The sequence below is a fragment of the Nocardiopsis xinjiangensis YIM 90004 genome (assembly GCF_000341145.1).
Taxonomy (GTDB): Bacteria; Actinomycetota; Actinomycetes; order Streptosporangiales; family Streptosporangiaceae; genus Nocardiopsis; species Nocardiopsis xinjiangensis.
The window spans coordinates 1-15,918 of sequence record NZ_ANBE01000029.1; the positions used below are offsets into that span (position 1 = coordinate 1).

Annotated in this window: 13 protein-coding genes; 7 read left to right on the forward strand and 6 right to left on the reverse strand. The window is 68.9% G+C overall.

What is annotated here, in order from left to right:
• The 5 genes from sucB to D473_RS0114390 all read left to right on the forward strand — a co-directional run.
• A partial coding sequence (sucB, locus tag D473_RS0114370; protein ID WP_017609760.1) for a 2-oxoglutarate dehydrogenase, E2 component, dihydrolipoamide succinyltransferase occupies nucleotides 1–1,516 on the forward strand: 1,516 nt, incomplete at its 5' end.
• A gap of 175 nt (nucleotides 1,517–1,691) precedes the next feature.
• Complete coding sequence (locus D473_RS0114375; protein ID WP_017609761.1) at nucleotides 1,692–2,255, forward strand: NADPH-dependent FMN reductase; 564 nt, start codon at nucleotides 1,692–1,694, stop codon at nucleotides 2,253–2,255.
• Nucleotides 2,256–2,679: 424 nt separating this feature from the next.
• On the forward strand, nucleotides 2,680–3,384 hold the full coding sequence (lipB, locus tag D473_RS0114380; protein WP_017609762.1) for a lipoyl(octanoyl) transferase LipB: 705 nt from the start codon (nucleotides 2,680–2,682) through the stop codon (nucleotides 3,382–3,384).
• A gap of 93 nt (nucleotides 3,385–3,477) precedes the next feature.
• Nucleotides 3,478–4,425 carry a lipoyl synthase gene (gene lipA, locus D473_RS0114385; protein ID WP_017609763.1) on the forward strand — a complete coding sequence of 316 codons (948 nt, stop codon included), beginning with the start codon at nucleotides 3,478–3,480 and terminating at the stop codon, nucleotides 4,423–4,425.
• Nucleotides 4,426–4,633: 208 nt separating this feature from the next.
• Nucleotides 4,634–5,359 (forward strand): DUF4191 domain-containing protein, encoded by a 726-nt coding sequence (locus tag D473_RS0114390; RefSeq protein WP_017609764.1) that lies wholly within the window; start codon nucleotides 4,634–4,636, stop codon nucleotides 5,357–5,359.
• Between the two features lie 134 nt (nucleotides 5,360–5,493).
• Here D473_RS0114390 and D473_RS0114395 read toward each other — a convergent pair whose 3' ends face one another.
• From D473_RS0114395 to D473_RS0114415, 5 genes are all read right to left on the reverse strand, one after another.
• Nucleotides 5,494–5,754: a helix-turn-helix domain-containing protein gene (locus D473_RS0114395; RefSeq protein ID WP_017609765.1), complete on the reverse strand. Its 261-nt coding sequence runs from the start codon at nucleotides 5,752–5,754 to the stop codon at nucleotides 5,494–5,496.
• Nucleotides 5,754–6,407: a DUF2975 domain-containing protein gene (locus D473_RS0114400; protein ID WP_152436856.1), complete on the reverse strand. Its 654-nt coding sequence runs from the start codon at nucleotides 6,405–6,407 to the stop codon at nucleotides 5,754–5,756. Before D473_RS0114400 ends, D473_RS0114395 begins: the two co-directional genes overlap by 1 nt.
• Before the next feature lie 150 nt (nucleotides 6,408–6,557).
• Nucleotides 6,558–7,976, reverse strand: a complete 1,419-nt coding sequence (locus D473_RS0114405) for an LCP family protein (protein ID WP_017609767.1) — start codon at nucleotides 7,974–7,976, stop codon at nucleotides 6,558–6,560.
• 189 nt (nucleotides 7,977–8,165) lie between these two features.
• Nucleotides 8,166–9,602: an LCP family protein gene (locus tag D473_RS0114410; protein WP_017609768.1), complete on the reverse strand. Its 1,437-nt coding sequence runs from the start codon at nucleotides 9,600–9,602 to the stop codon at nucleotides 8,166–8,168.
• 187 nt (nucleotides 9,603–9,789) lie between these two features.
• Nucleotides 9,790–10,299, reverse strand: coding sequence for an RDD family protein (locus D473_RS0114415; RefSeq protein ID WP_017609769.1), 510 nt, complete (start codon nucleotides 10,297–10,299; stop codon nucleotides 9,790–9,792).
• Between the two features lie 327 nt (nucleotides 10,300–10,626).
• Between D473_RS0114415 and glnA the strand changes: the two genes are divergently transcribed.
• Complete coding sequence (gene glnA / locus D473_RS0114420; protein ID WP_026126954.1) at nucleotides 10,627–12,051, forward strand: type I glutamate--ammonia ligase; 1,425 nt, start codon at nucleotides 10,627–10,629, stop codon at nucleotides 12,049–12,051.
• A gap of 127 nt (nucleotides 12,052–12,178) precedes the next feature.
• On the opposite strand, the gene D473_RS0114425 is transcribed toward glnA, so the two are convergent.
• Nucleotides 12,179–12,667 carry a glutathione peroxidase gene (locus D473_RS0114425; protein WP_017609771.1) on the reverse strand — a complete coding sequence of 163 codons (489 nt, stop codon included), beginning with the start codon at nucleotides 12,665–12,667 and terminating at the stop codon, nucleotides 12,179–12,181.
• Nucleotides 12,668–12,804: 137 nt separating this feature from the next.
• On the opposite strand from D473_RS0114425, the gene D473_RS0114430 reads away from it, so the two are divergent.
• Entirely contained in the window at nucleotides 12,805–15,873 is a 3,069-nt protein-coding gene (locus tag D473_RS0114430; protein ID WP_017609772.1) for a bifunctional [glutamine synthetase] adenylyltransferase/[glutamine synthetase]-adenylyl-L-tyrosine phosphorylase, read from the forward strand.
• Nucleotides 15,874–15,918 lie beyond the last annotated feature (45 nt).

Below are 15,918 nucleotides of genomic sequence, written 5' to 3' on the forward strand. Positions count from 1 at the left end.
GGAGACCGGCGCCCCGGCCGAGCCCGCCGCCGAGAGCGAGCCGGAGCCGGAGCCGGAGCAGGCTTCCGAGCCCGAGCCCGAGCCGGAGCCCGAGTCCGCGCCGGAACCCGAGCAGCCGGCGGAGCCCGAGCCCGCCTCGAGCTCCCCCGAGGGCCCCAAGACTTCCGTTTCCATGCCCGGCCTCGGTGAGAGCGTCACCGAGGGAACCGTCACCCAGTGGCTGAAGAACGTGGGTGACACCGTCGAGGTGGACGAGCCGCTCCTCGAGGTCTCCACCGACAAGGTGGACACCGAGATCCCGTCCCCGGTCGCCGGCGTCCTCAGCAAGATCCTCGTCGACGAGGACGAGACCGTCGACATCGGTGCCGAGATCGCCGTCATCGGCGGCGAGGGCGGCGAACCGCCCATGGACTCCGAGGCGCCCGCGCCGGCCCGCGCAGAGCCCACGCCCGAGCCCAAGAGCGAGCCCGCGGCCGAGACGAAGAGCGAGCCCGAGCCCGCCGCCCCGGCCCCCGAGGACCGCAAGTCCGAGGAGAAGGAGACCGAGAGCGCCCCGTCCGTGGACGTGGGGACGCTCAGCGGTACCGGGCAGTCCTCGGGTACCGACGCGCCCACCGAGGCTTACGTGACGCCGCTGGTGCGCAAGCTGGCCGCCGAGCACGGTGTGAACCTGAGCCGGGTCGAGGGAAGCGGTGTGGGCGGACGTGTGCGCAAGCAGGACGTGCTGCGCGCGGCCGAGGAACAGAAGTCGACCGCCGCCCCGGCAGCCTCGTCGGCTCCGCGCAAGGTCGCCGCCGACACCTCGCTCCGCGGCAAGACCGAGAAGCTCTCGCGTCTGCGCCAGTCCATCGCCGACCGCATGGTCGAGTCGCAGCGCGTGGCGGCCACCACCACGCAGGTCGTCGAGGTCGACGTCAGCAGGATCGCGAACCTGCGCAAGCAGGCCGCCGACCGCGACGGCTCCGCTCCGGACTTCTTCGCCTTCTTCGCGATGGCCACCATCGAGGCACTGCGTGTGCACCCGAAGCTCAACGCGGTCGTCGACGGTGAGAAGCAGCAGGTGACCTACCACGATGTGGAGAACCTGGCCGTGTCGGTCGACACCGAGCGCGGCCTGCTCGCCCCGGTGGTCAAGGACGCTGCTTCCCAGAACCTCATGGATCTGGCCCGTACGGTCACCGACCTGACCGAGCGCGCGCACACCGCCGCGCTGGGCCCGGACGAGCTCACCGGCGGCACGTTCACCATCACCGAGACCGGTGCCACCGGTGCGCTGTTCGACACCCCGATCATCAACCAGCCGCAGGTGGCGGCCCTGGGCACCGGCGCGGTCGTCAAGCGCCCGGTCGTGGTCGAGGACGCCATGGGCGGCGAGGTCATCGCGGTGCGGTCGATGGTCTACCTGTCGCTGGGCCACGACCAGCGCCTGATCGACAGCGCCGACGGCGGCCGTTTCCTCCAGGCGGTCAAGGAGCGCCTGGAGAAGGGCGCCTTCGACAGCGAGCTGGGCCTGTAGGTCCGTTCCCGTCGAGCTGACGCGGGGCCGGGCACCGTTCGCGGTGCCCGGCCCCGCGTCGTCGTGCGGGTACCCCGGAGGTGAGGACGGTCACGGCCACCCGAATTGACCTGAAGTTAAGTTGAGGTCTTAACGTGGCCACGTTGCCCACAGCAGGACGAAGGATCCTTTACTCATGAACGACCTACGGATCGCGGTGATCCTGGGCGCCAACCGCAACGGCCGAACAGGACCTGCGGTGGCACGCTGGTTCCTGGATCGTGCATCCGAACACGAAGGCGTCGACCTGGACATCGTCGACGTCACCGATCTCGGCCCCGGGGACGGGCACGGAACGCCTCTGGCCGGCTTCGCGGAACGCGTCGCGGCCGCGGACGGCTTCGTGGTCCTCACACCCGAGTACAACCACGGATACCCAGGGCCGCTCAAGGCCGCGATCGACTCCGCACGCCGGGAATGGTTCGCCAAACCGGTCGCCTTCGTCTCCTACGGCGGGATCTCCGGAGGCCTGCGCGCGGTGGAGCAGCTGCGAGCCGTCTTCTCGGAACTGCACGTGACCACGGTCAGGGACACGGTGAGTTTCCACGACGCCCAAGCGATGTTCGACGCAGACGGGGCCCCGACGACGCCGTTGAAGGGCGCGGAGGCCGCCGTGGAGGCTCTCATGGGCCAACTGTCCTGGTGGGCGGTGTCCTTGCGGGAGGCGCGGAACAAGCGCCCCTATCCGGGCCTGGACTGACCATTCCCCCCGCGGCGACCACGGAACGGCGGACGGGGCGGTGCCGAGAACGGCACCGCCCCGTTTTTACCCCACCAATCACCATCCCCTGATGATCCCCATCATCAAAGGCCTGCGGGCGGGGCCACGTCGGTCGAACGACAACCAGTGGCCCCGGGTGACTCCGCGCTGACGCGGAGTTCCATCTCCCACACTCAAAGTAGAAGAACCCGGGGTCCCCCCGCAGGGCTTTGGCCGAAAAAGACAAAAAAATCTGTGGGGCAGCAGAGGGCCATGGGATCTGAGGGTCACGGGTTCCGCGCGCGAGGCGGCCGAAAACACCTCGACCGTGCGTGCTATTCCCCGGAACGCCCCATTCGGCAAGGTGCGCCATCCGACATCCTGGGATGACCCTCGCGTTCTGCCGGGGCGTAAGGTGGGTTGTGTGAGTGATCTCGTTTACGCATGGCTGGGCGACGTCCCTGTCCCGTACCACCAGGGATGGGATCTCCAGAGGCGGCTCCACGAGGGCCGCGTCGCCGACCAGGTGGCCGATACCGTCCTGTTCCTCGAGCACGAACCCGTGTACACGGCAGGCAAACGCACCGGGAGGTGGGATCGTCCGATCACCGATCCCGGAGCCCCCGTCGTGGACATCGATCGAGGCGGGAAGATCACCTGGCACGGCCCCGGACAGCTGACGGTGTACCCCATCGTCAAGCTGCCGGATCCCGTGGACGTGATCGCCTACGTCCGGGTCCTGGAGGAAGCGGTGATCCGCACCATCGCGGAGTACGGCCTCACCGGGCACCGGACCGAGGGCCGGACCGGGGTGTGGCTCGATCCCGACCCCGAGCGCGGCCTGATCGAACGCAAGATCGCCGCGATCGGCTGCCGGATCGCCCGCGGCGTCGGTATGCACGGACTCGCGTTGAACTGCGACAATGACATGTCGTGGTTCGACCGCATCGTCCCGTGCGGCATCTCCGACGCAGGGGTGACCTCCTTGACGGCCGAGCTGGGGCGCGACGTCACCGTCGCCGAGGTGCGTCCGCTCCTGGAACGGCATCTGGCCGACGTCCTCGGCGCGGACGGGTTCAGCCACACCGACGGCGCCGAACTGCTCTCCGGCGCCACCGCCCGTGGATGACACACCACACCATGAGCTGTCCCCACCGGGACACCGCCCCCACCCGGGGCACGAGGGTCCCCGTCACGGGGCACAGAAGGGAACGGGTTCACGTTGACCATCGCTCCTGAGGGCCGCAAGCTGCTGCGCGTGGAGGCCCGCAACAGCGAGACCCCCATCGAGAAGAAGCCGCCGTGGATCAAGATCAAGGCGAAGATGGGCCCGGAGTACTCCGAGCTACAGGCCTTGGTCAAGAAGGAGGGCCTGAACACGGTCTGCCAGGAGGCCGGATGCCCCAACATCTACGAGTGCTGGGAGGACCGCGAGGCCACCTTCCTCATCGGCGGTGACCAGTGCACGCGCCGCTGCGACTTCTGCCAGATCGCCACGGGCAAGCCCAGCCCTCTGGACCGCATGGAGCCCACCAAGGTCGCCAACTCGGTCCGGACCATGGGACTGCGCTACGCCACAGTGACCGGCGTGGCCCGTGACGACCTCGAGGACGGCGGGGCCTGGCTCTACGCGGAGACCGTCCGCAAGATCCACGAGCTCAACCCGGACACCGGCGTCGAGCTGCTCATCCCGGACTTCAACGCCGACCCCGACCAGCTCGCCGAGGTCTTCGGTTCACGTCCGGAGGTGCTCGCGCACAACACCGAGACGGTGCCGCGGATCTTCCGCCGTATCCGTCCCGGGTTCCGCTACGAGCGCTCCCTGGACGTGATCACCCAGGCCCGCAACGACGGCCTGGTGACCAAGTCCAACCTGATCCTGGGCATGGGTGAGACCCGCGAGGAGATCAGCGAGGCCATGCGCGACCTCGTCGAGGCCGGCTGCGACCTGCTCACCATCACCCAGTACCTGCGTCCGTCCAAGCTCCACCACCCCATCGACCGGTGGGTGAAGCCGGAGGAGTTCGTGGAACTGGGCGAGGAGGCCGAGGAGATCGGTTTCGCCGGTGTCATGTCCGGTCCGCTGGTGCGCTCGTCCTACCGTGCCGGCCGCCTGTACAAGCAGGCCAAGGCCAAGCACGAGGCCGAGAACGCCAAGACCGAGGCATAACGGGCCTTTCGCCCGAGTCGTGATCAAGCTGGAACGGTGGCCCGCGGGCCACCGTTCCGCATTCCACGGCACGTCCACTTATCCTGGGGTGGAGGCGCCCACACGCGGCGCCGATGCGCCATAGGTTGACCGCAAAGAGGAGGCAAGGCGGAACAGGAACGCGTGTGTTCCCGTCGGCGCGGGCCGACGTACCCCGCCTGACAGCACGATGGCCAAGAAGCCCAAGGGTTCCGAGAACACGACCAACGCGCAGGGCGGCGAGAAGGAGCCGGGCCGCCTCAAACAGATGGGGATGGTCGCCAAGATCGTCCGCCAGCAGAGCCCGCGGACGATCCCGATCGCGGTGATCGTCGCGTTGCTGATCTTCGCCGTCTTCGTCGGGATCGGCATCTGGACCGGATCCTGGATCCTGTGGCCACTGACCGGTCTGCCCCTGGCCTTCCTGGTCGGTTTCATCATCTTCACCCGCGCGGCCCAGCGTGTGCAGTACCAGATGCTGGAAGGACGCATGGGCGGCGGCATGGTGATCCTGCAGAACATGCGCGGAAACTGGTCCGTCGAGCCCGGTGTGACCGCCAACAAGCAGATGGACGTGGTCCACCGCGTCGTGGGCCGCCCCGGGGTGGTCCTGGTCGGCGAAGGCGACCCGGGCCGGCTGCGCCCACTCATCGCCGGGGAGAAGAAGCGTGTGGCCCGCGTGGCGCACGACACCCCCATCTACGACGTGAAGGTCGGCACCGGCGAGGACCAGGTACCCGTCGCCAAGCTCCAGAAGACGTTGGTGAAGCTGCCGCGGAATCTGGACAAGGCCGGGACCGCCCAGCTGAACTACCGGCTCAAGGCTCTGCCCGCCTCGACGCAGATGCCCAAGGGCCCGATGCCCAAGGGCGCCAAGATGCCCAAGGGCATGCGGGGCAACCAGGCCAGCGGCTGACCTCCTCTCTCCACCCGGTCTTCCACAGAGTCCGGCGGGGCCGTCGCACCCACGCGGTGCGGCGGCCCCGTCGTCGTTTCCGGACGCGCGTCTTCTTCGTTGACGTGCCGCCGTGGCCTGCTGAGGGGACTCGGTCAGGGCTCGATGTTCGCCCCCTCGGCCTCGGTGCCGAGGCCGGGTCCGTGGCTGATGAGGTCGCCGGGCTGGCAGTCGAGCTCCCGGCAGAGCGCGGCGAGTGTGGAGAAACGGACCGCCTTGGCCCGACCGTTCTTGAGGACGGACAGGTTGACGACCGTGACGCCCACCCGTGCGGCCAGTTCGGTGAGGGTGATCCCCCGTTCGGCCAGGAGCTCGTCCAGGTGGACCCGGATACCCGTGGCCTCCTCCGAGGGCATCAGACCAGCCCGTCGACGTCGTCACGCATCTGGCTGCCCCTACGGAAGACCTCCGCGAGAGCGACCAGGACCAGGGAGAGCAGGACCCCGGCCAGCGGCCCCGAGCCCGGATTCAGCGTGAAGCTGACGAGGGCCACCTCGCTGGGTTCGACCACCCCGTGCCGGAGCGCGATGCCGCAGAACGCCCCGACCATCGGCAGCAAGAGCGATCCGAACAGGACCAGGGCCGCCAGGGTGTAGACGCGGCGCACGTTGGCCGGGACGAAGGGGTCGCCCTCTCGGAGGCTCCGCAGCAGGTTCAGTACCACGAGGACCACGGCCAGGGCGAGCGCGTTCCACAGCAGGACCGGCGCCGCGAGCAGGAGGCGTTGCCTGAGACCGGGATCCTGGAAGAGGAGGACCACCTCCTCGCTGCTCCGGATCTCGGCGTCGTCCGCGAGGACGGTCACCTCGGGTACGGCCGAGGGTACGTGGGGCGTGTGGTGCGCGGGCACCTGGTTCAGCCAACCCGTCAGGCCGGAGGGAACGGCGAACAGCGCCCAGACGAGCGTGACGAACGTGGACAGGGAGACCAGGAAAGCCACCGCTAGCAGGACCCCCTGCATGATCACCGAGTCCGCCCGCGTCCAGCGGAGCCGCATCAGGAATGCCACATGAACCCCTTGCTATCGTTTTTCGATAATAACGATAAACGATAAACACGAAGCCGCAACCCCGGGCGCGACAAAGGGCGGCGACCCGTGGAGGTCGCCGCCCTCAGTTCGTGTTCCTCGGATCGATCCGCGCTCGGGAGCGGTCGGGTATCACTCGCAGACGGCCTCTTCGTCGGCGGCCGTGGTGCCGCCCAGTTCGTCGAGGTCGGAGCCGCCGGATCCGCCCTCGTCCAGGCCCACGACCGGGCCCCAGTCGGCGCCGCCCATGACGAGCTCCAGACCGCCCTCCAGATCCGGGACCTCTTCGGTGGTGGCGGTGGTCAGCGCGGAGGCCACCAGCTCGGCCTCGGCCTCCTGGCCGGGCCCGTGGTAGACGGTGGTGGCGTCCGGGGCGCGCTCCTGCGGATTACCGGTGCCGGTGACCGTGAAACCCTCGGCGTTGAGCAGGGTCTCGACCTCGGTGGCCAGACCGTTCCGGCCGGTGTTGTTGAGCACCTGCAGGGACACGTCGCCGGGTTCGGCCTCACCACCGCCCTCGCTGTCCGAGCCCCCGTCACCGCTGTCGGAGCCTTCCTCGCCGGAACCCCCGTCACCGCTGTCGTCGGAACCGGGCAGGGCCTCACCCGCTGCCAGGGCACCGAGCAGGTCCTGGGCGGCGGGCTCCTGGAAGAGGACCTTGTTCGGGTCGGTCGGGTCGTCCTTGACCGGGACGGTGACCATGTGCATGTTCTCCAGGTCCACCTCCCGCATGGCCCCGGCCAACTCCATCATCACGTCCAACGTGAAGCCCTGGTCGGTGACCATGCTGTCGGTGACGGAGTCCAGGAAGTCACGCAGAATGTCGGGCTTGGTGAGGATCTCACCGCTCTGGACCTCGCGCAGGATCGCGCCGATCATCCGCTGCTGGTTCTCGATCCGGCCCAGGTCACTGCCGTATTCGGTACTGGCACGCGAACGGGCCAGCCCCAGGGCCTCGGAGCCGTCCAGGCGCTGCTCCCCCGCCTCCAGCTGCAGGTGGGCCTTGGGGTCGTCGATCGGCTCGGGCACACACATCTCGACGCCGCCGACGCTGTCCACCATGTTCTTGAAACCGGCGAAGTCGATGGAGAGCATGTGGTCGAGGTGGACACCGGTGACGCTCTCCACGGCGTTGCCCTGGCAGTCCAGTCCGCCGTAGCGCATCGCGTGGTTGAGTTGGTCCTCGCCGCCCGCGGAACCCGCGTACTCCTCACCGTTGCCCTCGCACGCGGGCAGGTCCACGACGAGATCACGCGGAAGGTTGACCATGGTCGCACCGCCGTTGTCGACGTCGATGCTGGCGATCATCAGCACATCGGGGCGGATGCCGTTCGCGTCGTTGTAGGAGGCGTCGTCACCGGCGCGCTCGTCCGTACCCAGCACCAGGATGTTGTGGGTGCCGTCGACGCTGGCGGGCCGGTCGCCCCAGGCGTCCGGCTCGATCGACTCCGTCTCGTAACTGAGCGCATCGCCGACCGCCGCGTAGGCGGCGAGGCTGCCCGCGATCACCACACCCGTGGCACCGACCGCCGCCCACTGCCCAAAAGACATGCCGCGTCTGAGGGCCGTTTTCTTTCCTTGAGCCAAGAGGGACACCTGCGATTCGCTGTGGGGCTTGGGGAGAGGACCGCCCTGGGAGGGGAAGAGCGCCCGCGGACACCGGCGGACGTATGGGGCCGGATGGTACCGGACCCGGTCGTTCCCTGTCAGATCACCGTCGGCCAGAGTACTGACCCTGGATCAGCACGCGTTCTCGCCTTCCTCCTCTGCGGTCGCGCCGTCGAGTTCCTCGGCGATCGCGCCGTCGGCATCGGAGCCGTCCCCGTTGCCGGCGATGCCTTGCCAGTCGGCACCGATGACCAGTTCCAGCGTCTGGTCCAGGCCTTCGGCCTCCTCGGTCTGGGCCTGGCCGATGTAGTCGGCGAGCAGCTCGGCGGAGGCCTCGTCGCCGGGGGTGTGGTAGACGGTCGTGGCCTCGGGGAGACGCTCCTGGGGGTTGCCGGTGGAGGCGACGTCGTAGCCGGCCTCGGCCAGGACCGCATCGACCTCGGAGGCCAGCCCCTCGATGTCGGTGTTGTTGAGCACATCGAGGCTGATGTCGGAGGGTTCGGGACCCTCAGTGCCGTCCTCGGGAGCTTCCTCGCTCCCGCCGGAGCCGGTCATGTCGGCGCCCTCGTTGATCCTCTCGAAGAGCTCCGCGGCGGGCTGCTCATCGAGGATGATGCGGTTCTCGTCCGCCGGGTGGGCACCGTTGGGCACCGTCACGAACTGGACGCGGTCGAGGTCGACCTCGCGCATGGCCATGGCGATCTCGCTCATGTTGTCGGCGCTGAGGTCCTCGTCGGTGGTGATGGAATCGGTGACCGCGCCGATGAAGTTGGTGATGGTCGGGGGGCTGGTCATGACCTCGCTGTCGAGGACCTCGCGCAGCATCGCGCCCATGAACTCCTGCTGGCGTTCGATACGCGACAGGTCACTGCCGTCGCCCTGGGCGTAACGCGACCGCACGAACCCGAGGGAGTCCTCACCGTCCAGGGTCTGTTCACCGGCCTCGAGTTCCAGGTGGGCCTTGGGGTCATCGATGGCTTCGGGGATACACATCTCCACCCCGCCGATGGCGTCGACCATGTCGATGAACCCGACGAAGTCCATCATGAGGAAGTGGTCCAGGTGCACGCCGGTGACGTGCTCGACCGCCTTCCACTGGCATCCGACGCCGCCGAAGGTCATCGCGGAGTTGAACATGCCGCTTTGGGCGTCCATACCCTCATATCCCTCGGCGGGGTCGCATGCGGGCAGGTCCACGAGCAGGTCGCGGGGCAGGTTCACCAGAGTGGCCGCACCGCTGTCGATGTTGACACTGGCGATGAGCATGGTGTCGGGGCGCTCCCCCTCGGCCTCGCCGTATTCGGCGTTCTCCCCCGAGCGCACGTCCGAGCCGAGGACGAGGATGTTCTTGACCCCCTCCACGTTGTTGGGACGGTCCCACTGATCGGTGTCGACCTGGGCGGTGCTGATGTTGCCCCACAGGGAGGCGTACCAGCCGTAGGCGCCCAGACTCGCGATGATCGCGAGCACTGTGACGGCAGTGGCGACCCACTGCCCGGGCGACATTCGGACGGCGTCCAGAGCTCCGGAGGAGCCGGAGGAGAGGCGGGCGGAACGTTTTCCAGCCATGAGGAGAGGAACTTTCGACGGTGCAATGCCTGGGGAGAGGGGGATCGGGGGCATCGCGTCCGTGGGATCGACGAGGCCCCAGGGAGATGTGATGAACGGATGCTAACAGCAGGTGGGCTCCAGAACGCACGCCCTCGGTGACGATCGTGACCGTCCCGGAACACCCCCGTGAGGTTGCTTCCGGTCCTCAGAAGCGCGTGGTGACAGTGCCTGCGGCACGATCGTGCAGGCCCCGGGTGTCGCGGTCGTAGACGACCGCGGGAATGACCAGGCACAGCAGCAGAGTGCGTACGGTCATGGAGACGAACCAGGGCCAGGAACGCTCCCCGGTGGCGGTGATGCCCACACCGGCGAGGCGGCGGCCCACCGAGGTACCGAAGAGTGTGAGCAACAAGATGTTCACGGCCGCGAAGACCACGAGAGTGGAGAGCGTGGTGAAGTTGGTCAGCGCCAGGGCCTCGGGTTCACCGCCCCGGTCAGCGGCGAGAGCGAGCTCCTGGCCGATGAGGCCCACGTTGATGGCGCCCATGACGACGAGGGTGGCGAGGATCCAGTCCAGCGCCAGGCCCACGAGCCGCCGCATCACGCCGGGCACGGAGCCGGGGCCGCTCTCCGGAAGACCGAGGCGGTTGCCCCGGTACAGGAAGTCGTCATCGGGGTCGGCGGCCGCGGCGCCCGACCGGCTCTCGTCGCTCATGTTCCTCACGTTATCGGCAGGCCGCGGCCGCCCGCGCCGGGGTGAGCAGAGGGAGAGGAAACCCCCTCGAAAAGGGCATGGCGCATGCCACACCGAAGAACTCGGAAACACACCGATCCGCCCGCGTGGAAGGGCAACCACAGGATCCGTGCAGGTGAGTTCCGGGACAGCGGAGTCCGTAACATGCGAGAAACAATCGAGACATGGAGTGGAAACCGCGCCCTCCTAGCTTCGGATACGAAGCCGGGAGACGGATGCGATCCGAGGACGTCCGCGATGGAGCGGACCCGGCTCCACCGTCTCAGCTACCTGCACGGAGGTTCCGTTTTGTTCAGCAACGTCGGCGAGGTTCTCGCCTACATCCAGAAGGAGGACGTCAAGTTTCTCGACGTCCGGTTCACGGACCTGTTCGGTGGCGTGAACCACGTGACCCTGCCCGTCGAGAACGTCGACTCGTCCACGTTCACCGAGGGCCAGATGTTCGACGGTTCCTCGATCCGCGGATTCCAGGCCATCCACGAGTCCGACATGCTCCTGCTCCCCGATCTGAGTACGGGTGTCCTGGACCCCTTCCGCAAGCACAAGACGCTGAACATGACGTTCTTCGTGCACGACCCGATCACACTGGACTCCTACAGCCGTGACCCGCGCAACATCGCCCGCAAGGCCGAGGCGTACCTGCGCGGCTCGGGTGTGGCCGACACCGCCTTCTTCGGTGCCGAGGCCGAGTTCTACATCTTCGACGACGTCAAATTCGAGACCCGCGCCAACACCGGTTACTACGAGATCGACTCGATCGAGGGCGCCTGGAACACCGGTTCCACCATCCAGGGCGGCAACCGCGGTTACCGTCCCCGTTACAAGGGCGGGTACTTCCCCGTCGAGCCGGTCGACCACTACAGCGACCTGCGCTCGGACATGGTCCGCAGCCTCATCGACTCGGGCATGGAGGTCGAACTCCAGCACCACGAGGTCGGCACCGCGGGCCAGGCCGAGATCGGCATCAAGTTCGGCACCCTGCTCCACCACGCCGACCGCATCCAGCTGTACAAGTACATCGTCAAGAACGTCGCGAACGAGGCCGGCAAGACCGCCACGTTCATGCCCAAACCGCTCTTCGGCGACAACGGCTCCGGCATGCACTGCCACCAGAGCCTGTGGAAGGACGGCGAGCCGCTGTTCTTCGACGAGTCCGGCTACGGCCAGCTCTCCGACATGGCCCGCCACTACATCGGCGGTCTGCTCAAGCACGCCCCGACGCTGCTGGCCTTCACCAACCCCACGGTGAACTCCTTCCACCGCCTGGTGCCGGGTTACGAGGCCCCGATCAACCTGGTCTACAGCCAGCGCAACCGCTCGGCCTGCATCCGCCTGCCGCTGACCGGGGCCAACCCCAAGGCCAAGCGCATCGAGTTCCGTGTTCCGGACCCGTCGGCCAACCCCTACCTGGCCTTCTCCGCCATGCTCATGGCCGGCATCGACGGCATCAGGAACAAGATCGAGCCGCCGGAGCCGATGGACAAGGACCTCTACGAGCTGCCGCCGCAGGAGGCCAAGGCCGTCAAGACGGTGCCCGCATCGCTGGACGAGGCCCTGAACGCCCTGGAGGCCGACCACGAGTTCCTGCTCGAGGGCGGTGTCTTCACCAAGGACCTCATCGAGACCTACATCGACTACAAGCGCACCGAGGAGATCGACTCCCTGCGTCTGCGCCCGCACCCGCGTGAGTTCGAGCTCTACTACGACATCTGATCCGGGCGGTCCGTGCGGCTCTGGCCGAGGCCATCGACGGCGTTCGTGCAACCGTCGGTGGCCTCGATCGTCTCCAGTGGCCCCAGCGCTTGCCCCGGGGCCGGGCCCTGGCCCCTCCCCGGCCTCGTCAGAGGGGCAGCACGGCCTCGATCGCCTTGACGACCTCCTCCGATCCGGGCTCGGTCTGCGGGGCGAAACGCGCCGCGACCGTGCCGTCGGGGGCGACGAGGAACTTCTCGAAGTTCCAGCGCACGTCACCGTTGTGGCCCTCGGCGTCGGCGGTTGAGACCAGCTCGGTGTAGAGCGGGTGGCGGTCGTCGCCGTTGACCTCGACCTTCTCGGTCATCGGGAAGGTCGCCCCGTAGGTGGTCGAGCAGAAGGTGGAGATCTCCTCGGCGGTTCCGGGTTCCTGGCCCATGAACTGGTTGCACGGCACACCCACGACAGTGAAGCCGCGGCCTGCGTAGCGCTGCTGCAGCTCTTCCAGAGCCGTGTACTGCGGGGTCAGGCCGCATCTGGAGGCCACGTTGACGACCAGGACGGCCGTGCCGCGATGGCGGTCCAGCTGTGCGGGGCCGCCGTTGAGGGCACCGATCTCGACGTCGAAGACGGACATGTCACTCCCTTGGCTGTACGGATTTCGGCACTCGCAACCGTATGCCGGAGCCGCCCCGGTCCCGCCGCGCGGTCCGGCGCGGGTCCCCGGAGCGGCCCGGCTAACGTGGACGCGTGGGCAGGAACGAAAGTACCGACATGACAGCAGGCACGCTCGCCAGGCGCGGTTTCAGCGACAGTCCCCGGGCCCTGGGCCTGATGGAGGAGGCCGGGCTCGACGCCCGGGACGACGTCGCCGTCGTCGACGCCCTGGCGGCGGCCCCCGACCCCGACCAGGCCCTCCTGGGCCTCCTGCGCGTGCTCGAGGTCGACCCCTTCCCCGACGAGGTGCTCACGGCTTTGCGGGAGGAACCCGACCTGCGGGCGCGGCTGTGCCACGTCATGGGCACCAGCAGCGCCCTGACCGACCACCTCGTGCGCCACCCCGGTGACTGGCGCGAGCTGCGCGGCCCGGACGCGGCGCGCTCGCCCGCCCCCGAGGAGGTACGGCGCGGGTTCCTGCACACCGTCGGGGCCGACCCCGACGTGCCCGCGCCGACCGCCGCCGAGTTCGAGGACGGCTCCAGCCAAGACCTCGAGCACACGTTGCGTGTGGCCTACCGGCGCCGCGTGCTGCGCCTGTCCGGGCGCGATCTGACGGGCGCGGCGGCTGTGGAGGAGGCCTCCGCGGAACTGGCCGCCCTGGCCGCCGCGCTGTTGGAGGCCTCCCTGGCCGTGGCCCGGGCCGGCCATCCCGCCGACGCGGCGCTGTGCCGTCTCGCGGTCATCGCCATGGGCAAGTGCGGGGGACGCGAGCTCAATTACGTCAGCGACGTGGACGTGGTCTTCGTGGCCGAGCCCGCTCAGGACTCCGAGGGTGAGCCCGTGGCCGAGAGTGTGGCGTTGGCGGCCGCGACGCGCCTGGCCACCGAGATGATGCGGGTGCCGTCGGCGACCGGCTCCGAGGGAACCCTGTGGGAGGTCGACCCGGCGCTGCGTCCGGAGGGGCGCAACGGCCCCTTGGTGCGTCCGTTGTCGGGACACCTTGCCTACTACGAGCGTTGGGCCAAGACGTGGGAGTTCCAGGCGCTGCTCAAGGCCCGTCCGATCGCCGGCGACCCCGACCTGGGCCGCTCCTACATGGAGGCGATCAGCCCCATGGTGTGGGAGGCCTCGGCGCGCAAGGACTTCGTGGAGGACGTGCAGGCCATGCGGCGGCGCGTGGTCGCGCACATCCCCGCCGGCCAGGGCGAGCGCGAGTTGAAACTGGGGCCGGGCGGCCTGCGCGACATCGAGTTCTCGGTGCAGCTGCTCCAACTCGTGCACGGCAGAGCCGACGAGCGGCTGCGTTCGGCCAACACCCTCGAGGCGCTCACAGCGTTGTCGGAGCACGGGTACGTGGGGCGCCAGGACGCGGCCGGGTTGGCAGAGGCGTACCGGTTCCTGCGCCGGGCCGAGCACGTGTTGCAGTTGGACCGGCTGCGGCGTACGCACCTGATGCCCGACCCGCGCGCGCAGGAGGGGCCCGCGCAGCTACGGCGCCTGGGCCGGGCTCTGGGGTACAGCGCGAACCCGGTCACGGAGTTGACCGAAGCGCGCAAACAGGTGTCGGCGAAGGTGCGGCGTCTGCACGAGAAGCTCTTCTACCGTCCGCTGCTCAACGCGGTCGCGCAGCTGCCCGGGGAGGAGGCGCGCCTGACCCCCGGCCAGGCCCGGGCTCGGTTGGAGGCCCTGGGTTTCGCCGATCCGGCGGGGGCGTTGCGCCACTTGGAGGCGTTGACCACGGGTCTGTCGCGGCGGGCGTCGATCCAGCGGACCTTGTTGCCGGTGATGCTGGGTTGGTTCGCCGACTCCCCCGATCCCGACTCGGGGCTGTTGGGTTTTCGCCAGGTCAGCGATGCCCTGGGCACGACCCCGTGGTACCTGCGCCTGCTGCGCGACGATGTGCGGGTGGCCGAACGGATGGCGTGGCTCCTGGGCACGAGCCGGTACGTGACCGAGCTGCTGTTGCGGGCTCCCGACGCGGTAGCGCTGTTCGACGACGACGATGACCTGGTGCGCCGCACAACCGAGGTGCTCACGGCCGAGGCCGACGCGGCGCTGCGCCGTTACCACACGGACGAGGAGTCGGTGTCGGCGGTGCGGGCCCTGCGCCGCCGTGAACTGCTGCGTACGGCCGCGGCCGACCTGTTGGGGATGTCCTCGGTGACCGAGGTCGGTTCGGCCCTGACCGACATCGCCCAGGTCACCGTGGACGCGGCCCTGAGGGTGGCGTGGTCCCGTGTGGTGGAGGCCGACGGGGGCCAGGAACTCACCCGCGTGTGCGTGGTGGCGATGGGTCGCTTCGGTGGGCAGGAGCTCACCTACGCCAGCGACGCCGACGTGATGTACGTGCACGACCCGCTCCCGGGGGTGGAGACGGGGTCGGCGTCCAAACAGGCGATGGCGATCGTACGCGAGCTGGCGCGGTTGTTGGAGATGCCTGCCGCCGAGCCACCGCTGAAGATCGATACCGACCTGCGTCCGGAGGGCCGCAGCGGTCCGATGGTACGGACCCTGGATTCGTACACGGCCTATTACCGTCGCTGGTCGCAGGTGTGGGAGAGCCAGGCGCTGCTGCGGGCCCGCCCCATCGCGGGCGACCGGGAGCTGGGGGCGGACTTCCTGAAGTTGGTGGACCCGATCCGTTACCCCGACGGCGGCCCGGAGCAGTCGGCGGTGTTGGAGATCCGCAAGCTCAAGGCACGGATGGAGGCCGAACGGCTCCCGCGCGGGGCCGATCCGACCCTGCACACGAAGCTGGGACGCGGCGGGCTCTCCGACGTGGAGTGGGTGGTCCAGCTCCTGCAGCTCCGGCACGCCCGTGACCACCCGGACCTGCGCACGACGCGGACGTTGGAGGCGCTGGACCGGCTGGTCGCGCACGGGATGATCGCGGCCGACGACGGTGTGGTGCTCGAACACGCCTGGCGTCTGGCCTCGCGGGTACGCGGCATGGTCATGCTGGTGCGGGGCCGCAGCGGGGACTCGCTGCCCTCGGACCTGCGGGTACGCGGGGCGTTGGCCGAGGCGATGGGTTTCGGTTCCGACGACGGCGACGAGGACAGGGAGGAGCTCGAGCACGGGGTGGCCGGGAGCGAGGGGCCCTCGGAGCAGCTCACCGACGAGTATCTGCGTTCGACGCGGCGGGCGCGTGCGGTGATGGAGCGTGTCTTCTACGACGACTGAGCCCCGGCGGCCGCGGACCGGCGGTGGGGTGGCGCCCCGCGTGTG